At 38.3% G+C, this 20,015-nt stretch carries 17 protein-coding genes; 7 read left to right on the top strand and 10 right to left on the bottom strand.

Features of this window, described 5'->3' with window-relative positions:
- The first annotated feature begins 154 nt into the window (after positions 1 to 154).
- The gene (locus V3Z67_RS10640) at positions 155 to 1,738 is read left to right on the top strand and encodes an FMN-binding glutamate synthase family protein (protein ID WP_330443286.1); all 1,584 of its coding nucleotides are present in this window, start codon (positions 155 to 157) and stop codon (positions 1,736 to 1,738) included.
- 52 nt (positions 1,739 to 1,790) lie between these two features.
- On the opposite strand, the gene V3Z67_RS10635 is transcribed toward V3Z67_RS10640, so the two are convergent.
- The 8 genes from V3Z67_RS10635 to pdxA all read right to left on the bottom strand — a co-directional run bounded on the left by V3Z67_RS10635 (position 1,791) and on the right by pdxA (position 8,021).
- Complete coding sequence (locus V3Z67_RS10635; RefSeq protein WP_330443285.1) at positions 1,791 to 2,243, bottom strand: hypothetical protein; 453 nt, start codon at positions 2,241 to 2,243, stop codon at positions 1,791 to 1,793.
- A gap of 193 nt (positions 2,244 to 2,436) precedes the next feature.
- A complete protein-coding gene (locus tag V3Z67_RS10630; RefSeq protein WP_330443284.1) occupies positions 2,437 to 2,805 on the bottom strand; it encodes a hypothetical protein in 369 nt (122 codons plus the stop codon).
- A gap of 172 nt (positions 2,806 to 2,977) precedes the next feature.
- On the bottom strand, positions 2,978 to 4,327 hold the full coding sequence (gene accC, locus V3Z67_RS10625) for an acetyl-CoA carboxylase biotin carboxylase subunit (RefSeq protein WP_330443283.1): 1,350 nt from the start codon (positions 4,325 to 4,327) through the stop codon (positions 2,978 to 2,980).
- A gap of 88 nt (positions 4,328 to 4,415) precedes the next feature.
- Positions 4,416 to 4,907, bottom strand: coding sequence for an acetyl-CoA carboxylase biotin carboxyl carrier protein (gene accB / locus V3Z67_RS10620; protein ID WP_330443282.1), 492 nt, complete (start codon positions 4,905 to 4,907; stop codon positions 4,416 to 4,418).
- A gap of 26 nt (positions 4,908 to 4,933) precedes the next feature.
- On the bottom strand, positions 4,934 to 5,932 hold the full coding sequence (locus V3Z67_RS10615) for a beta-ketoacyl-ACP synthase III (RefSeq protein WP_330443281.1): 999 nt from the start codon (positions 5,930 to 5,932) through the stop codon (positions 4,934 to 4,936).
- 161 nt (positions 5,933 to 6,093) lie between these two features.
- Entirely contained in the window at positions 6,094 to 6,288 is a 195-nt protein-coding gene (rpmF, locus tag V3Z67_RS10610; RefSeq protein ID WP_035133354.1) for a 50S ribosomal protein L32, read from the bottom strand.
- Between the two features lie 9 nt (positions 6,289 to 6,297).
- The gene (locus V3Z67_RS10605) at positions 6,298 to 6,831 is read right to left on the bottom strand and encodes a YceD family protein (RefSeq protein WP_330443280.1); all 534 of its coding nucleotides are present in this window, start codon (positions 6,829 to 6,831) and stop codon (positions 6,298 to 6,300) included.
- A gap of 140 nt (positions 6,832 to 6,971) precedes the next feature.
- Entirely contained in the window at positions 6,972 to 8,021 is a 1,050-nt protein-coding gene (pdxA, locus tag V3Z67_RS10600; protein ID WP_330443279.1) for a 4-hydroxythreonine-4-phosphate dehydrogenase PdxA, read from the bottom strand.
- A 54-nt stretch (positions 8,022 to 8,075) separates the two neighbouring features.
- Between pdxA and V3Z67_RS10595 the strand changes: the two genes are divergently transcribed.
- From V3Z67_RS10595 to V3Z67_RS10570, 6 genes are all read left to right on the top strand, one after another.
- Complete coding sequence (locus V3Z67_RS10595) at positions 8,076 to 8,666, top strand: riboflavin synthase (protein WP_330443278.1); 591 nt, start codon at positions 8,076 to 8,078, stop codon at positions 8,664 to 8,666.
- A gap of 57 nt (positions 8,667 to 8,723) precedes the next feature.
- Positions 8,724 to 9,986, top strand: a complete 1,263-nt coding sequence (locus V3Z67_RS10590; protein WP_330443277.1) for a putative DNA modification/repair radical SAM protein — start codon at positions 8,724 to 8,726, stop codon at positions 9,984 to 9,986.
- 1 nt (position 9,987) lies between these two features.
- Positions 9,988 to 10,764 (top strand): TIGR03915 family putative DNA repair protein, encoded by a 777-nt coding sequence (locus tag V3Z67_RS10585; protein ID WP_330443276.1) that lies wholly within the window; start codon positions 9,988 to 9,990, stop codon positions 10,762 to 10,764.
- A gap of 319 nt (positions 10,765 to 11,083) precedes the next feature.
- A complete protein-coding gene (locus V3Z67_RS10580) occupies positions 11,084 to 15,949 on the top strand; it encodes a PKD domain-containing protein (RefSeq protein WP_330443275.1) in 4,866 nt (1,621 codons plus the stop codon).
- Between the two features lie 81 nt (positions 15,950 to 16,030).
- On the top strand, positions 16,031 to 17,986 hold the full coding sequence (locus tag V3Z67_RS10575; protein WP_330443274.1) for a PKD domain-containing protein: 1,956 nt from the start codon (positions 16,031 to 16,033) through the stop codon (positions 17,984 to 17,986).
- Positions 17,987 to 18,160: 174 nt separating this feature from the next.
- On the top strand, positions 18,161 to 18,721 hold the full coding sequence (locus tag V3Z67_RS10570) for a 2'-5' RNA ligase family protein (RefSeq protein WP_330443273.1): 561 nt from the start codon (positions 18,161 to 18,163) through the stop codon (positions 18,719 to 18,721).
- A 45-nt stretch (positions 18,722 to 18,766) separates the two neighbouring features.
- On the opposite strand, the gene V3Z67_RS10565 is transcribed toward V3Z67_RS10570, so the two are convergent.
- Both V3Z67_RS10565 and V3Z67_RS10560 read right to left on the bottom strand, forming a co-directional pair.
- Positions 18,767 to 18,976 carry a hypothetical protein gene (locus V3Z67_RS10565; protein ID WP_330443272.1) on the bottom strand — a complete coding sequence of 70 codons (210 nt, stop codon included), beginning with the start codon at positions 18,974 to 18,976 and terminating at the stop codon, positions 18,767 to 18,769.
- 114 nt (positions 18,977 to 19,090) lie between these two features.
- Positions 19,091 to 19,927: an AraC family transcriptional regulator gene (locus tag V3Z67_RS10560; protein ID WP_330443271.1), complete on the bottom strand. Its 837-nt coding sequence runs from the start codon at positions 19,925 to 19,927 to the stop codon at positions 19,091 to 19,093.
- Positions 19,928 to 20,015: the final 88 nt, after the last annotated feature.

Below are 20,015 nucleotides of genomic sequence, written 5' to 3'. Positions count from 1 at the left end.
TTTTACTACTATACAACCCCAAAGCCAATGGCTTTGGGGTTTTTGTTTATAATAAATTCAAATTAATAAAACCTAACAAATACAGGGCTTAAAGTTATATCTTTACTATACTTAAAAAACAATCACTGCATTCAACAAAAAACCATTATTACTTATGAGAAAGATATTTCTTATATTCTGCGTTACATCATTATCAATTATTGCCCTACTTACCTACATTGAATGGAAATCCATTTTACTGCTGTTAATATTCCTTCCGTTAATATTTATGGGTTTATATGACATGTACCAGTCTAAAAAAACCATCCGAAGAAATTTCCCCCTTCTGGGCCGTCTTCGTTATGTACTGGAATCCATAGGACCCGAAATGCGTCAGTACTTTATAGAAACCGATCTTGAAGGAAAACCTTTTAACCGACTGCAACGCAGCCTGGTTTACCAACGCAGTAAAAAAGAACTGGACACCATGCCCTTTGGTACTCAGCTAAATATTTACGACATAGGTTACCAATGGATAAACCACAGCATAAAAGCCATTCCTTTTAACGACATTAACTTTAAGCCAAGAGTCATAATAGGCTCATCGCAATGTGAGCAACCTTATTCGGCAAGTCTATATAACATTAGCGCTATGAGCTACGGCTCTCTTAGTAAAAATGCCATACTGGCACTTAATGCCGGAGCCAAAATAGGCGGGTTTTACCATAACACCGGCGAAGGTGGATTATCGCCTTACCACTTAAAGGAAGGTGGCGATTTAGTTTGGAATATAGGTACCGGATACTTTAGCTGTCGTGACCACGACGGCAAATTCAGTTATGACGAATATGCCAAACGTGCCGTTATGGATTCGGTTAAAATGATTGAAATAAAATTCTCTCAGGGAGCCAAACCGGGACACGGAGGTATACTACCCAAAGAAAAAGTTACCGATGAAATTGCAGCCATCAGGATTGTAAAAAAAGGACAGGACATTGTATCTCCACCTTACCACTCGGCTTTTACCAATCCGTTAGAACTTATGGATTTTGTGAAGCTGCTCCGTAAAGGTTCGGGTGGAAAACCAGTTGGGATGAAAATCTGTATAGGTAACAAATCAGAATTCATCGCCATTTGTAAGGCAATGGTTGAAACCCAAACTTATCTTGACTTTATAACGGTTGATGGCGGTGAAGGCGGAACAGGTGCTGCACCACAGGAATATTCTGACCACGTAGGAATGCCGTTACGCGATGCTCTTGCCTTTGTTTATGACTGCCTTGTAGGCTTTGGTATAAAAGACGAGATAAAAATTATTTGCAGCGGAAAAATTGTAAGCGGATTTGATATTGTAAAAACGCTAGCTACAGGAGCCGACCTTTGTAATTCTGCCCGAGGGATGATGTTTGCTCTTGGCTGTATACAGGCTCTGGAATGCCATGCCAATACCTGCCCTACAGGCATAGCCACTCAAGATCCAACCCTTGTTAAGGGACTTGTACCACAAGAGAAAAAAATACGTGTAGCACGCTTCCAGGAAGAAACTGTAAAAAGCGCCATGGAATTAATGGCATCTGCCGGATTAAGGCATCCTGACGAAGTAGGCAGAAGCGCCGTAAGTATGCGAGTAGACAGAATTAAGATAGAAACCTTTGAAGAAACCTATCCAGAACTCAATAGAGGCTGTTTACTGGACGAATCTACAGTACCGCAGTCATTAATGCATTTTTGGAAAAGAGCATCAGCAGAAAGCTTTTAAATAAAAAAGCCCCTGAAAATTCAGGGGCTTTCTTTTATCAACTTTTATATCGTTAAGCAGCTTCTTTCACCACTTTAAGACTAGAACCTGATCTTGAATACCTTGAGTGCCTTTTTACAGACATTTCAACAAATTTCTTGGCATCCTTCTTATTATCTGAAGAAACCCTTAATTTAAGGTTTTCACCATCTCTCATTTTTACAAGAACATAATAACTCTTTTCACTCATGGCAACTGTAAATACAGAAATACCAATAGCTACAAATGAAAGTAAAAAGAACATAGACGCATCAAGCATACTGCGTTGCATATACAAAAGCACAAAAATACTTGTTGGCATCAATGCCCACATAATCGATTTCAAATCGGTGTTCATACCAAATTTGATTTTTTTTACCTCTTTAAATTCAATCTCATTCTCTCTGTGAGCAGAAGCCAGAATGATTTTGTCATTAAAAAGTTTGCCACAGCTGTTATTAAACAAGGGCATCTCTAACTTTTTCATAGTTTTTTTGGTTTAATTTTTCTTTTTCGTTTACAAAATTAACACCTAATGGTCAAAAAACCCTAATGGATTCTTAAGATTTATATAACATAAAAAATAAAATTAAATAATAAATTACGCGAAGGCCTGATTTAACCTAGCTTTACATTATTTTTAATTAAATTTTAAATACGTTAAAGTTTTGTTAAAATTATTATTTAAGCGCCTCTTTATATACTCTTGCGTTCGCAGAACGGTTTGCAATGTATATTTTGTATTGAGAATCGTTTAAAACCGACTTCAGTTTCTTATCTCTGTCCTCATCATAAGCCTTTTTCTTTTTAGATCTCTGCACAGCAGTAGCACCCGGATTTTCATCCAGTTTTTTTAGATAATCTTTATTAATAGCTAACACCTGTGAGTATTGATTATCATTAAGCGATAACTGAGACTTCATGTGTGTAGTAACTTTAGCAGCTCCTTCAGAAACTTTATCCTGAGCATTAGCTGTTACACAAAACAGTAAAACAAGAACTAGTGTACTAACAAGGTTTTTTACCCTGCACGTTAATTTTTTGGTCATGGTTGGAGTATGTTTTTAGTTAATGATGCGACTAATATAAAAAGAAAACATTCTTAAGAAAAAAAGCCTCGATTAAGAGACTGATTTTCCCGACGAGTTGCTTTTAATAACTAAATAAACCACAAATAAAAAGCCCCGCTGATTAGCGGGGCTTTAAAAATATGGCTATAGCTTATTGCTTAGGCTCATTCATTTTAAAGGTTTCCATAAACTTAGTGGTATAGTCACCTTCTACATAGGCCTGCTCATCCATAAGTTGTCTGTGGAAAGGAATGGTAGTTTTAATACCTTCTATTACAAACTCATCTAATGCACGCTTCATTTTGTTTATCGCTTCTTCCCTTGTTTGGGCAGTAGTTATAAGCTTGGCGATCATAGAGTCATAGTTTGGCGGAATAGTATACCCTGAATAAACGTGAGTATCTAAACGCACACCGTGTCCTCCGGGCATGTGCAGGGTAGTAATTTTACCCGGCGATGGCCTAAAGTCGTTATAAGGATCTTCTGCATTAATACGACACTCGATAGAGTGTAGTTGCGGAAGATAGTTTTTACCTGAAATTGGCACACCAGCAGCTACTAAAATCTGCTCACGGATAAGGTCATAATCAATAACCTGCTCTGTAATAGGGTGCTCTACCTGAATACGCGTGTTCATTTCCATGAAATAGAAATTCCTGTGCTTGTCCACAAGGAACTCTACCGTACCGGCACCTTCATATTTAATATATTCGGCAGCTTTAACAGCAGCATCACCCATTGCCTGACGAAGCTCATCTGTCATGAAAGGAGACGGAGTTTCCTCAGTAAGTTTCTGGTGACGTCTTTGTACTGAACAGTCTCTTTCAGAAAGGTGACATGCCTTACCATAAGAATCACCCACTACCTGAATTTCGATGTGTCTTGGTTCTTCGATAAGTTTTTCCATGTACATACCGTCGTTACCAAAAGCAGCACCGGCTTCCTGCCTTGCGCTTTCCCATGCTTTTAAAAGGTCTTCAGCTTTCCAAACAGCCCTCATACCTTTACCACCACCACCGGCAGTAGCTTTAAGCATTACAGGGTAACCAAATTCTTTGGCTAGTTTATCTGCCTGCTCGAAAGACTCTAATAGTCCGTCTGATCCCGGTACACAAGGCACACCTGCTGCTTTCATTGTAGCTTTAGCAGTAGCCTTGTCTCCCATTTTCTCGATCATCTCAGGAGATGCACCAATAAATTTAATACCATGCTCCTGACATATTTTTGAGAACTTAGCATTCTCTGAAAGGAAACCGTATCCAGGGTGTATTGCGTCTGCATTTGTAATTTCTGCAGCAGCAATAATATTAGACATTTTAAGATATGATAAATTACTTGGAGCCGGACCTATACATACAGCCTCATCAGCAAATTTTACGTGAAGGCTTTCTGCATCGGCAGTAGAATAAACGGCCACAGTCTTGATCCCCATTTCCCTGCAGGTTCTAATTACACGTAGTGCAATCTCTCCCCTGTTTGCAATTAATATTTTTTTAAACATTGCTTGAGATTTTTTATTTGAACTGTATATTTTAAATAAAGCAAATGAGGATGTTACTCCTCATTTAGCAATAAGTATTTAAAATTCCTTATGACGGATCAACTAAGAATAATGGCTGATCAAACTCTACCGGAGAAGCATCGTCAACTAATACCTTAACGATTTTACCAGACACTTCAGATTCGATTTCGTTGAAAAGCTTCATTGCTTCAATCACACAAACCACATCTCCTTTAGAGATTGTGCTTCCAACCTCTACAAACGGAGCTTTGTCCGGAGATGGTTTTCTATATAAAGTACCTATTATAGGTGATTTTACAGTTACGTATTTAGAATCGTCTTCTGTAGCAGCAGCGGCCGGAGCAGCAGCTACAGGAGCAGCAGCTACAGGAGCCTGTTGCGGAACTGCCTGTGGAGCCGGTTGGCTTACAGGAACGTGCTGAACGTAAGTAGTAGCAGCCTCTGTACCAGCTTCTGTAGTTTTGATGGTGATTTTAAAATCATCCATTTCTAATTTTACTTCGGTAGCACCGGATTTTGCTACAAACTTAATTAGGTTTTGAATTTCTCTAATATCCATAATTTCCGAATTTTGTTTAGTCTGTTCTATTTTTTATCGTATGCCCATTTAAGATATATCGATCCCCATGTGAAACCGCCTCCAAAGGAAGCAAACACAAGGTTATCACCTTTTTTGAACTTATGTTCAAAATCGCTAAGCAATAATGGTAATGTTGCTGATGTAGTATTACCGTATTTCTCGATATTAACTAATACTTTAGAGTCATCAAGATTCATTCTTGACGCAGTAGCGTCAATAATTCTCTTGTTAGCCTGGTGTGCAATTAACCAATCTACATCATCATGTGAAAGGTTGTTGCGATTCATTATCTTCTCACTTACGTCGGCCATGTTAGATACCGCATATTTAAATACGGTTTTACCGTCCTGGAAAACATAATGTTGTTTGTTTGCCAAAGTTTCTTCTGAAGCAGGAAGTATAGATCCGCCCGCATCTATTTTAAGATACTCACGACCAATACCGTCACTTCTTAAATATTCATCCTGAAGTCCATAACCCTCTTCATTTGGTTCAAATAGCACAGCACCTGCGCCATCGCCAAAAATGATACAGGTAGCCCTGTCAGTATAATCTATAATTGAAGACATTTTATCTGCCCCTACAAGAAGTACTTTTTTATATCGTCCGCTTTGAATGTAAGCGGCTGCGGTAGACATACCGTATAAAAAACTGGAGCATGCCGCCTGCAAATCGTATGCAAAGGCATTAACAGCGCCTATTTGTGTAGCCACATAAACTGCGGTGGCTGCCACAGGCATATCAGGAGTTGCGGTAGCCAGAAGCACCATATCGATATCTTCCGGTTTAGTTCCTGATTTTTGCAGCAAATCCTGTGCTGCTTTTATAGCTAAAAAGGAAGTTCCTTTATCTTTATCTTTAAGTATACGCCTTTCTTTGATTCCTGTACGGGAAGTAATCCATTCGTCGTTTGTATCAACCATGGTTTCTAAAACCTCGTTCGACAGGACATAATCTGGCACGTAAGCCCCTACAGCAGTAATGGCGGCTGTTATTTTGTTCATAAGGATAAGTTATTTCTATTCAAATCCGGGAATTTGAAAAAGCGGTGGAAATTACAAAAAAAATATAAAATCCTTTGTAATATCCCCCCTTATTTTCAAATAGATTGCGTTTAACAAAAAAACTCTCACATGGTGAGAGTTTTTCTCTTATATCTTAACAATTAAGCAACCGCTTCCTGTTTGTCTATAACTACCTGTCCTCTGTAGTACATTTTACCTTCATGCCAGTAAGCTCTGTGGTATAAATGCGCTTCTCCGGTTACTGGACATGTAGCGATTTGAGGAACAGACGCTTTATAGTGCGTCCTTCTCTTGTCTCTTCTCGTTTTCGAGATCTTTCTCTTAGGATGTGCCATTTTACTATATTATTTATCCGTTAATAGTTTTTTTAATTCGTCCCATCGGGGATCTGTATCTTCTTCTTTTTTATGTTCCACTTTTGGAGCAAGCTCCTCAAGTTTGTTTAATATTTCTGCATCCATAGTGCCGTCTTTAATACCCGGATGCACCCTTTTTGACGGAACCGAAAGCACAATCATTTCATATATATATTGCGCTACGTCCACCTGGTACTCTCCGTGTGGTAAAACCAGCATCTCCTCGTTTTCATCATTAAACTCTTCACCAAATTTCACAATAAGGTCAAGCTTGCCTTTTATCGGCAAATCAAAATCTTCATTAGAAAGATCACAAGGCACATTTACCGTACCCTTATGCTTAAATGTTAACTCAAGCATGGTGAGCTTTTTATCCAAAACAAGGTTCACCTTAATATTGACATCATTATATTCATCAAAATTAAAATGATCAAAGAACGCTTTGTTTATTTCAAACTCAAACTGGTGCTTCCCCTGTTTTAACCCAGCAAACTGGATTAAAAATTCTTTATTAACTTTCATGTGGTGTGTTTTTTAAAAGTTCACATGATATTGCCGGACTGATTATTAAAACAGCCACAACTCACTTCATCACAACAGTTTTGAGCGTGCAAAGATATAAAATTATTGCAAATCCAAACCTGTTATCAACATTTTTTTGTTTATAACTGTTTTTCCTTAGTTTTTAAAGGATTTTGGGTTATTTCCCTATAATCGTTTCGGTTATTAAATATATCCAAAGCCAAATATACGGCTTCTTTAAAAGAATTAAAATCGGCTTCCCCTTTTCCTGCAATATCATAAGCAGTGCCATGATCCGGAGATGTTCTTATCCCATCCAGCCCTGCGGTATAATTTACTCCGTTACCAAACGAAAGTGTTTTAAACGGCACCAGCCCCTGGTCGTGGTAAGCAGCAATTACAGCATCATATTTTTCATAAGCACTGCTCCCGAAAAACCCGTCGGCAGAAAATGGACCAAAAGCCAGTATACCTTCATCAAATAATTTCCTCAATGTTGGTTTAAGCACTGTATCATCTTCACTACCTATCACTCCGTTATCACCACAATGCGGATTAACACAAAGTACGGCAATTTTAGGTCGGTTCACTCTAAAATCCTGTTTTAGCGTCTGATTAATCGTAGTTATTTTTTTTCTTATAAGCTCTTCAGTCAAATGCGAAGCCACCTCATTAACAGGAACATGATCTGTAAGTAAACCTACTTTCAGGTCATCGTGCACCATTAGCATTAGCGCATCACCTTCCAGCTGCTCATTAAGATAATCTGTATGACCAGGAAATTTAAATTCTTCCGACTGTACGTTATACTTATTAATAGGAGCTGTTACCAGTACATCAATCTCCTTATTCTTTAAAGCTTCGGTAGCAGCAGTAAACGATTTGATAGCATATTTACCCACATTCTCATCGTTTACACCAAATTCAATATTCACCCCCTCACGCCAAACATTAAGCACATTAAACTTACCATGCACCAACTGGTCAAGGCTGTCTATACCATGTACATGAATATCAACATGAAGTGACTTCCTTATAAAGGATATGATTTTTGCGTTAGCAAAAACCACCGGAGTACACATTTCCAGCATTCGGGCATCCTCAAAGGTTTTAAGTACTACTTCACTACCTATTCCGTTAAGGTCTCCTATAGATATACCTACAATTACATTTTCTGCTTTTTTGGTCATAATGGCGCTTTAATTTGCTACTTTTGAATTGCAAATTTATAAAATTAAATGAGGATGTTTACAGGAATTGTTGAAACACTTGGAACCATAAAAGAAATAAAAAAAGACAACGACAATCTTCACGTTACCATACTATCGGGATTAACACCCGAACTTAAAATAGACCAAAGCGTATCACACAACGGCGTATGCCTTACTGTTGTTGCCCTGAGCGAAGACAGCTATACCGTAACCGCAATTAAGGAAACCCTTAAAAAAACAAATTTAAGAGATTGGAAAGAGGGTGATATGGTAAACCTTGAAAGAGGAATGAAACTTGGTGACAGGCTGGACGGACATATAGTACAGGGTCATGTAGACCAAACCGGGATTTGCAAAAGCGTTGAAGAAGCAAACGGAAGCTGGTACTATACTTTTGAATACGACAAAACCCTAAGCAACATTACTATTGAGAAGGGATCTATCACTGTAAACGGAGTTAGCCTTACCGTAGTGAACTCAAAACTTAATCAGTTTAGCGTTGCCATAATACCTTATACTCACGAACATACCAACTTTAAATACATACAACCGGGCACGGTTATCAATTTAGAGTTTGACGTAATTGGGAAATACGTTAGCCGTATACACGAGCTTAGAAATTAACTTTTGTTCAACGCCTCTGTTAGATTATTTTCATAGCTTTGTAGAAAATAATCTAGCATGAGTGATCGTATACGTGAAAAGCTTTCCATATTAGCCGATGCTGCTAAATATGATGTATCCTGCTCATCCAGTGGCAGTACCCGAAAAAATGACAACAAAGGACTGGGCGATAGTAGCGCCTCTGGCATTTGTCACTCCTACACCGAAGACGGTCGCTGTGTATCGTTACTCAAAATTTTACTTACCAACCATTGTATATACGATTGTGCTTTTTGCGTGTCCCGCAAAAGCAACGATATAAAACGTGCTGCCTTTACTGTAGACGAGGTAGTTAGCCTTACCATTAACTTTTACAGACGCAATTACATTGAAGGGCTTTTTTTAAGTTCGGGTATTTTTAAGGATGCCGATTTTACCATGGAACGCCTGTTGCGTATTGTAAAAAAACTAAGGTTCGAAGAACGTTTTAACGGCTATATACACCTTAAAACCATACCGGGCGCGAGCCCTGAACTACTATCTGAAGCGGGGCTTTATGCCGACAGGATGAGTATTAACCTTGAGATGCCTACCGAAAGAGGACTGAAACTACTCGCCCCCGACAAATCTCACGAAGAAGTAAAAAAACCATTAGGTTTTATACAAAACACCATCACTAAGTTTAAGGACGAAAAGAAAACCGGGCTCATAAAGAGCATCCCTAAGTTTGTTCCCGCAGGGCAAAGTACCCAAATGGTAATTGGCGCTACTCCCGAAACCGATATGGAAATTATGTACAGCGCCAACCAATATTACAAAGACTACAAACTAAAACGTGTATACTATTCGGGCTATATACCTATAAGTTATGACAACCGTATGCCGCAAATAGGCAGCCAGCCACCATTACTTCGTGAAAACAGACTGTATCAAACCGACTGGCTTATGCGTTTTTATGGCTTTGAGGTACAGGAACTGCTTAATCCTAAAAATCCGCACCTCGATACAGATGTTGATCCAAAACTGAGTTGGGCATTACGCAACCCCGAACAGTTTCCTGTTGACATTAACACTGCCGATTACCGTATGATATTACGTATACCCGGTATAGGCACACAATCAGCACTCAAAATAATCCAGGCACGCAAATTCGGGAAGCTGCGCAGTGACCAACTTAAAAAAATAGGAATCGCCTACAACAGGGCTAAATTCTTTATGCGTTGTGCTGATAGCCCTTATCAGCTTAACAACCCCGAACCTCAACACATAAAACACCTTATATTATCTGAAAGCAATAGCAAATACCTTAAAGTACCTCAAAATCAATTAAGCCTGTTTTAGTATGGTTACCTATGTGTTTGACGGATCGATGGAAGGATTGCTAACAGCCGTCTTTGAATATTACGAGTATAAACCCGGTAAAGTACAGCTAACGTGGGATAAACATTACCAACCCACAATACTTGGCGAAACACATACTATTATTAATGACAAAGCAAAAGCCGAAAGGGTTTGGACCGGACTCAAAAAAAAGATAAATGCCGACTGGCTCATGAAGTTTTACAGAGCCTACCTTAGCGAAGTACCGCAAACCTTTCAGGATCTTTTTGATTTTGCCTGCTATATTTTTGACAACCCACAGGGTGCCGAAAAAAACTTTGGCAACCCGCACGTCATGGCTATATCTAAAATGAACCGCATGGTAGGGCGTGAAAGGCATCGTTTCACGGCCTTTATACGTTTTCAGGAAACGGCAGACGGTATATTTTATGCACCCGCCGAGCCCGATTTTAACGTGCTCCCGCTAATAGCCAATTTTTACAAAAACCGCTTTGCCGACCAAAAGTGGATTATTTATGACATTAAAAGAAAATACGGGTTATACTATGACCTTAACACTGTACAAACCATATCTTTTGAGTTTATACAAAATATAGATACCTCAAAAAAAAGGCTTCAAAATGACCTTGTTAGTAATAGCGAAGAGCTCACTTCCCTACTATGGAAAGACTATTTTAACAGCACTAATATACCCGCAAGAAAGAACATGAAACTCCACATTCAATACCTCCCTAAGCGTTATTGGAAATATTTGAACGAAAAAGATGATAAAAATTAAGTTAATTTTAACCAGATGTTAGATAAATGGTTAACAAGCCATTAACAAAGCAAAAAAACAACATTCAAAAAATAAATATAACATATCCTTATATTTATTGATTTCACGTATTTATTATTCATATTTCAAATCAATTGTTACAAAAACAACATTTTAAACAATAAATGTTATTTTTTAAAATTAACCCCGCTGTTAAAGGATTCGCAACGAACTCATAACTAAATCTTAATTTTTTAGCTTTTCATTAACATTTTAACGTCATTTTTAGTGATTAACTTTAAATAGCTAAAAACAAGATGTTTAACCAAAATCACCAGTTATGACAAACTTTACGTGGCAATCAAAGCGATTGCCTTTGATGATGCTAATCCTTTTTGGATTTTTATTACTTCCGACCCGAACAATGGCACAGGAAGCAATATCAATTATTTGGGATAGCGAAACGGGTTGTTATCTATTCGATGACGATCGAGAACAGAAAGAACCCGGAGAAGACATTGAAGACGGGCCCTGTGTTAGGGTTTGCGAAAACAGCAGGGTAAACTACTCTTTAACGGGAGACAGCAGCAACTGGTCTTCCACACAATGGAGTGTTGCCGGCGGTACACTTCTTTCTTCAAGTACCACTACCTGTTATGTACAGTGGGGTACACCGGGAAGCGGAACTGTGACCGCGGAAGTCACAAAATTAGACGGAACGGTAGAAAGCGTAGAAATATGCATTGAAATCATTCCGGCACCAAAAGCATTTTTTGGAGTACTTCCCGGTTATGTGGGTATTCCAATTCAGGCTTGTGTAGACGAAGGTATCTTCTTTACAAATCTGTCTACAACAAACGGAGGCAGCGATCTCTTTTCTTATTACTGGGAATTTGGAAACGGTGACGTTTCATCAGAATTCCAACCTACTTACTCATATAGTTCCCCAGGAAATTATACAGTAGTACTAACGGTTACAAACGTATGTAACTGTGTTAGTAAGTACAAAATGGAAGTTAAAGTACACGATTTCCCTGGTATTCAAATTAAATGTCCAAGCGTAGTATGTGACGGTGAAATTGCATCATATACTGTTGAAGATTTTGTTGGCCATATTTGCGGCGGCAACTTTAACTGGAGTGTTGACGGTGGTACTATAGTATCATCAGCTCCATATGGACCAACAATTGATGTAGTATGGGACAATGTAGGACCTTCAGGCTTTGGTTATGTAACCATTGATGCTACAGGATGTGATATTCCTTGTGCAGGACCAACAACAATTCCAATTCCGGTAATACAAAACACCGGCACAATTGTAGAAGACCTTGTAATTTGTGAAAACGAACAAACAATTTACAAATTACCGCAATGGCCATCTACTACATTTAACTGGTCGTTAAACGCTAACGGTACAGGAGCGACCCTAATACCAAGACAACAACAAAACGAAATTGTTGTGCAAACCATTGGTAATTCAGGCACCATAACACTTAGCTGTACGTATAACAACACATTGTTAAACTGTGGTGGTAGTGCAGAGTTAGTTATTACAATTAAACCAAAGGCAGAAATCAACGGCCCTACATCACTATGTGTAGGAACAACAGGCGGATATGTACTAAGCAACGGGTACTCAGGTAGCTGGGTACTTAAAAAAAATGGCGCTACTGTATCAACAGGATCAGGGAACACCTTTAACTATAACTTTGCCACAGCAGGAAACTATACACTTACAGTTTCGGGCGGTGCATTTTGTAAAAATGCACAAATGGGAATCGTTGTAAATCCAAAAGAAACTGCTCCTACAGCTATTTTAGGCCCAGATGAAACCTGCCCAGGCATCCCTGTTGATTATAGTGTTAACAATACTATACCGGGTACGGTTATAGTATGGAGTGTTGACAACGGAACAATTGCAGGTAGCAATCAAGGTGATGAAGTTACTGTAACATTTGGCCCAACAGGACCATATGCTGTACATGCTTGGAGAGAAAGTGTAGCAGAACCAAACTGTCCATCAAACATTATTACAAAAACAGTAACTCCACCTACAGTAAATGCTGTAATAACAGGAGATGATGAAGTATGTTCAAGCAGCTATGCTACATATCAAACTAGTTATACTGAAGGAGAATCTTATTTCTGGGAAGTTGTTCCGGCAACAGCAGGTAGTGTTTCTTCCGGAAACGGAACTACAATGGTAGATATTTTATGGAATGAACCACCAACAGTCTCTAACCCTCAAAAGGTAAAACTAACAGTTGTTAAATGTGGTGTTGAACATTATTTCACTTATAATGTAGATGTTATAACTACTCCGGCTGCTAATATCGTTGCTCCTAGCACTATTTGTGGAGGAGAATCATTCCCATTAAGTATTGCAGGCTTAACATCAGGAACTGTAACATGGAATTTTGGTGACGGATCTTCACCTGTAACAACAAGTGTAGCTTCAACAATAAGTCATACTTATCCAAATAATAATGGTGCTGATACTGATTTCACTATCACTGCACACGTAGAACTACCTAACGGATGTATCAATCCTCTTAATTTAGCACAAAACATTACAGTTATCCCGGCGCCGGTAGCAAGTATAACACCTGCAGGTGTATATGCTGTATGTCCTGAATCTGCTATAAACGATGTCCTTACAGTAAACATACAGTCTGGATTCGGATCTACATCATCTATTAAATGGTATCATAACGGATCATTAATTGCTACAGGCCCTACTTCTATCAACCTTGCATCATTAGGCTATGGTTACGGTAGCTATCATGCAGAAGTAGAAAACAGCAATGGCTGTAAAACTATTACAAACGCAACAATCTATAACGACAACTGTGTTACACCTTGCTCTACAGGCGAAACTGTTACAGTTAGCGGAACAAACAATTGTGGTATTATATCTGCAACAGCTACTGCTTCAGGTAGCCCTACAGGATTCAACTGGTTTACCCAACCTTCTTCTACAGTTATATCACAAACAGCCACATCGGCACAATTCCAGTTTGATGAATCAGGTAAATACAGAATTTACTATCAGGCAGCTTATGGCAGTTGCGTTGTAACAAACTATACTGAAGTTTTAGTACCATACATGCCTGATTTAAAATATAATGTTACCTGTAACGGTACTGGAGGGTATACACTTACACTTTTAGATCATTCTAACTTCTACCCTAATGAAGGTATGGACAATTATGTATTTAAAGTAGATGGCAGCACAGTGTATTCAGGACCTACAAATACAGCTACAACAACTGTAACTCCAGGTACACATACATTAGATCTTACTATTGATGGTAGCGGGCATCCGCCTTGTTCTACATCAACAATAACGATTAATTTACCGGGTATGCCAGATGCAACATTCTCTGCACCTCTTGAAATTTGTGAGAATGCACCATTTGATATGGCTTTAGTTACTCCTCAGTCAGGACTTACTTACGAATGGAATTTTGGAGATGGTTCAACCAACCGTCAGCCATCACCTACTAAAGTGTATAACACTACCGGTACTAAAAACATTACACTTATAGTAACCAATGAGTATGGATGTACAGATACATTTACTAAAACAATAAATGTAAAACAAAACAAACTGAATGGTACAGTTACAGCAGCACCGGCACTTGCATGTGCAGGCAGTACAAGTACATTAACTTATAACGCAGCTGTAGGATCAGCTACGCCTACATCATATGAGTGGATGCAGGGTAATGTATCGTTAGGTACTACTGCTGTAAACACATTTAATGTAACACAATCAGGCGCTTACTGGGTAAAAGTATCAGGAGCATACGACTGTTCAACAGATGTTGGGGTAGACAATCAAACAATAGTAACATTTGTTAAACCAACCGCAGCAAGTATTTCAGGTCCAGACGAGGTATGCCTTAACAGCACCATCTCTCTTTCTACTCCGGCAGGACCGGCAGGAACTCAATATACCTGGAAGAAAAACGGCACAGTACTACCTGCATTTAATAACATGACCAGTATGAGCGATACTGCTACCGGTTTAACAACATACACGTATGAAGTTACTGTTAGCACACCAAATGGTGCAGGTGGTTATTGTACAGATACAGATACACATACTGTAACTGTTAAACCAATACCGGGAGCGCCTAGTATATCAATTGTAAATGTAGAATGTGATCCGGCATATAAAGTTAAACTTGAAGCAACTGCTTCAGGACCGGGAACATTTACATGGAGTAATGGTATGAGCGGATCTTCAATTGAAGTTCTTGCAGGAGGTACATATCAGGTTCGCTTTACAAACGAATACGGTTGTTCGAGCACTAGTCAGATAGTAGTACCTAAAGACCCTTCAGTACACTTCTGGAATGTACCGTCAGGTTGTTATGAACTTTGTGAGCAATTACTTTCAGCAGGATCTCTTGGAGGCATTAATATGCCGTTCCCTCACTGGGAGTGGATATTTAACAGCAGTACTGTAGACAGTGGTAACTACACCTCTGTAAACCCTCTTCCTTTAGCAGGATATGGCAGTGGTAACTACGCCCTATTGTTAGATAACGGATACTGTAAAAGAGTAAGCGATGAAGTTAGTATAGACATTAAAGATTGTAGAGAGTGCGAATTCCGTATCAGAGTTAAAGATATTAAAGCTGAATACGACAAAAGATACTGCTTCTATATAGTATACTTTGACCTATACAACCCTTACTCAATTCCAATTCAGGTGACACTTTCACTTCCAAACGGAGAAGGTATGTTTGTTCCAACATCTATAACCATACCGCCAGGAAGCTCTTTACAACCTGTACAAATGATTCCGTTAAACGGATTTGCAGGTGGTTCAGTAACAGCATATGCTGAAACTACTATTAACGGAAAGCCTTGTCTTAACAAGTTTGAAATATCATTCCCTGACTGTGCACAAGGAAGACCTGCAGCTATGGATGATGAATTGAACGGTTACGAACTTGTTATTGCTCCTAACCCTGCTAAAGAAAACGTAAGCATGAATTTCACTTATCTTGAAAAAGATTCTGAAAAAACAATTCAGGTTTACAACCTACTGGGTGTAATGCTGGAGTCTTACTCTCCTGCAATGCAAAACGGAACATGGGATGTTAACACATCTCGCTTCCCGGCAGGACAATACATTGTTGTAATGAAGGAAAACGGAAATATTCTGATGCAAAAAAATCTTATCATACAATAATATCATAACCTTACAAACAGCCGGCAGCAAACACTGCCGGCTTTTGTTCTTTACAACCGTTTGATTTTAATGAAAAATGAAATGAAAAAAAACTACTTTACTCTCAAAACTTTTTTAATCATTGCAACACTGTCTGTAAGTATTGCAACATACTCTCAAACCTGGCAGTGGAGTGCTGGCGGTGGTAGTGTTATGCAAATACAGGGAGGAGAAAAAACAACATCTATAATCACCGATTCAAACGGGAATATGTATTTCCTGGCAACTATTGGGAAAATAGGACTACAACTGGATGGTATGGATTTAACTTCATACGACTCCGGAAGTAACAGAGATTACATTATTGCCAGCTACGATTGTAGCGGCACATTCAGATGGTCTAAAATAATAGGAAGCGGTGATGCCGATTATATTAAAAACATACAAGCCGATTCTCAGGGAAACATTTATATAGCCGGTACAGTATACCGAACTTCTCAAAACTTTCCGGCAAATATTGATACAGATGTAGCACTACCTTATTCACCTAATGACGGAGAGGAAAAGCAAACCTTATTTATTACCAAATACAACGCTGAAGGAGAATTTCAATGGCTTGAAATGCCACAGGCTGAAGATGTAACTGTTACCGAAGCACAATCTCACTCCTTAGGACTTGACTTGCAAACCGACCCGGAAGGAAACTCTTACTGGTTATGTATTTTACCCGAAGGGACGTATGCCAACGGAGCATTTGTAAACACAACTGAAGGCGATAACTTTTTTATACTTAAATATGATACTAACGGCACCTTTATTGAAGCTATACAGCCCGACATACAATTTACAGGCGTACTATCTAATTACAAACTAATAAGAAGCCATGCAACAGGAAATTTTTACATTGGCGGTAACACAAACAGTGACGGAACCATAACAATTAATGGAGAGACTATAACATCTAACATGTATATAGCTGCATTTAATAACCAGGGCAACTATTTATGGAAACAAGGCAATACTCCGGGAATAAACGGTTTTATTGAAGATTTATCCCTTGATAACAACAGCAATATATATATAACCGGAGGCACATTTAACAATGACAGTTTTGCCGGAGAGTCGTTCACATCAAGTCAACCTCATGAATTCCCTTTTATATTAAAGCTTAATGCTAACGGAGAAGCTCAATGGAGCACCAATGCAGAAACCCCTGCAGCTGCCAGGGCTAATGCTATAACAATAAATAACAATCAGGTAGTTATAACTGCAAGCCATAGCGGTATAACGTGGGAAGAAACCACCTTTACTCAGGAAGCTAATGAAGGCTATGATATACTACTAGCCAGCTTTAATACTACCGATGGAAACCTAATAGAAATTAATACGGTCGACACTAACTTTGGTGATAATGAATTTAGCACCGCTATAGCTGCAGACAGCTACAACAGTTATTATGTTGGCGGACAGTTTGACGGCAGCCTTACTATAGGAGAAAACCAAATGTCTAACTCAGGGCAGGGATACGATTTTTTTGTGGGTAAATATGGATTTGCTAACTGCGACTGCACCTTACCAACACCCGAATTTAGTTTTGAACAGGACACTGAAAATCAGTTGAGCTATACTTTCACTTATACAGGGTCACAGCCTTACAACAGTATTGAATGGAATTTTGGTGATGAAAATACATCGACAGAAGAAAATCCAAGTCACGCTTACACACAGGATAATACCTATAATGTATGTGTAACCGTAACTAACGATTGCGGAAGCGAAACCTACTGCAATGAAATTGAAGCCATTTTAGATACTGAAAGCTTTACACTAGTCAAAACGGTAATCTATCCAAATCCGGTAAAAGACACACTTACCATTTCAAGCAATACCAAATTAAAATATATTATCTATTCCATAACAGGTGCTATTTTAAAAACCGGAGAACTTATCAACGGAGACAACAGCATTAATTTATCTGGTTATCAGACAGGTAATTATTTATTGGAATTACAAACCGAAAGCGGTAACACAAAGACCGTTAAAATATTTAAAAAGTAAATATCAATTAATATATTAACATTTAAGAAAACAACAAAAAGCCTAAAAACACTTAGATTTGTAGCGGCACACCTTGCCTCCGGCATCTGTGCCAAGAAACTACTTTTTAAATACAGCCCCTACTAGGGCTGTATTTTGTTTTAAGGCAAATAGGTATATTTGTATAAAAACACCATGCCATTACAAAACCGTTATTTTATTGCGTTAATCCCTCCGCAGGAAGTTTGCGAACAGGTAACAGCCTTTAAAAAAAATATTGCCATAAACTACAATAGCCATAAAGCCCTGCGAGTAATACCACATATCACCCTAAAAACTCCTTTTAATCTTGAAGAAAAAGAGCACAGCCTATTAATGCAGTGGTTTCACAACCTCAGTTTCAGCATTAATAAATTCGAATTGCAATTAAATGGGTTTGGGTGTTTTAACAACAGTAAAGCTCCGGTTATATATGTACAGCCGGAATATTCTGCTCAATTATTATCTGTTCAGCAAAGCATTATAAAACAGTTCGCCACAGCATTCCCTAACACCCAAATACAGTTCCATGATAACGACTACCACCCGCACATGACTATTGGATACCGCGATCTTACCTATCCGGAGTTTGAAAAAGCATGGTCAGTATATAAAAATAAGCCCTATAAAGTGCAGTTTGAAGTACAGGGAATTTACCTCCTTCAGCATGATGCAAAACAATGGAACATCATTGCTCAACACCTTTTACAGGAATAAAAAAAGCAGCCAATTGGCTGCCTCTATATTATTTTAAATACAATTTTAATGCATCGAATCCATTTCAACTTTTACATCTGTTGAATCCTGGTTAACATCTACGTCTACATCCATATCCACACTTTCGTCAGGAGTGTCCATAGTCTCGGTGTTTTCCATTTCAGCATCTTTATTTTCTTTCTTCTCACCGCAAGAAGTTAAGCTTAATGCTGCTACAAATAAACCGGCAAAAAGCGTGTTTTTTAGCAATCTCATGTTCATAATGTTTAGTTTTAATTAGTAATGTGTTTAGTATTCAAATATAAAACTCTCAACATCAGGTTTTTCCCATAAGATTATTAAAAAAACGCATCTAAATGTTAAAATAAGCTATTGATTTTTAACATATTCGCTTGGCTTCACCTTTTTATGCTTCTTGAAATAGTTGGTAAGATGGCTCTCATCGGTAAAACCAAACTCATAAGCAATTTGTTTAATGGGCATGTTTTTACCTGCTATCCTTTTCTCTATAAGCTGCACTTTAAGGTTATTGATATAATCCCTATAGGTAATCCCGAAGTTCCTTTTAAAATAGGCGCTAAAGTACGTTTGGGCAATATTAAAATGCTGCGCTATAGCTTTACTCTGTATACTTTTAGGACTGTATATATTTTCATGAATATATGATAGCACCTGATTATCATTAAAGGTGCATCCACGTATGGGTAACTCCATTCCCTTCACAGTTTCCCGTATGAGTCCGAAAATGGAAAGTATCTGATAAAAAACAATAGGCGAAGTCGAAACATCCTTACGGCAGTTATAGGCCGTGATATTATTAACCGTATTTTTCAGTATAGTGGCACAGGGCTCATCAAGCTTAAGCAATGTTTCCTTTAGCATCTTTTCCCGCATTATAGATTGTGGCGTATTAAGCACCAAATCGTCGGTCACCAGATTTTTCTTGGAACTGAAATAACTGTCGGTAAACTTAATATACACAAATCGGGTTTTGGATTTGATATCAAAATAATGACGATCTTCAGGGGCTAACGCAAATAAATCGCCCGCCTTATACGGAATCATATTATTGTTAAGTTCGTGTATTCCGTGTCCGCTTAATATATAAATAAGCTCATAATAGGTATGGGTATGGGTCGGAAGATGGAACTTATCTTCCTCAAATTCATGTATTACCAACGTCTCAAACTGATTAAGCCTCCTCATATCACATTATTACAATTATGTATCACAAATTTACAATTTAATTGAGATATATCACCCGAAATTTGCACCTTCACTTTTAGAAAGATTA

This window comes from Flavobacterium sp. C4GT6, from assembly GCF_036347315.1.
GTDB lineage: Bacteria > Bacteroidota > Bacteroidia > Flavobacteriales > Flavobacteriaceae > Flavobacterium.
This window is presented reverse-complemented; position numbering and strand designations above follow the sequence as displayed.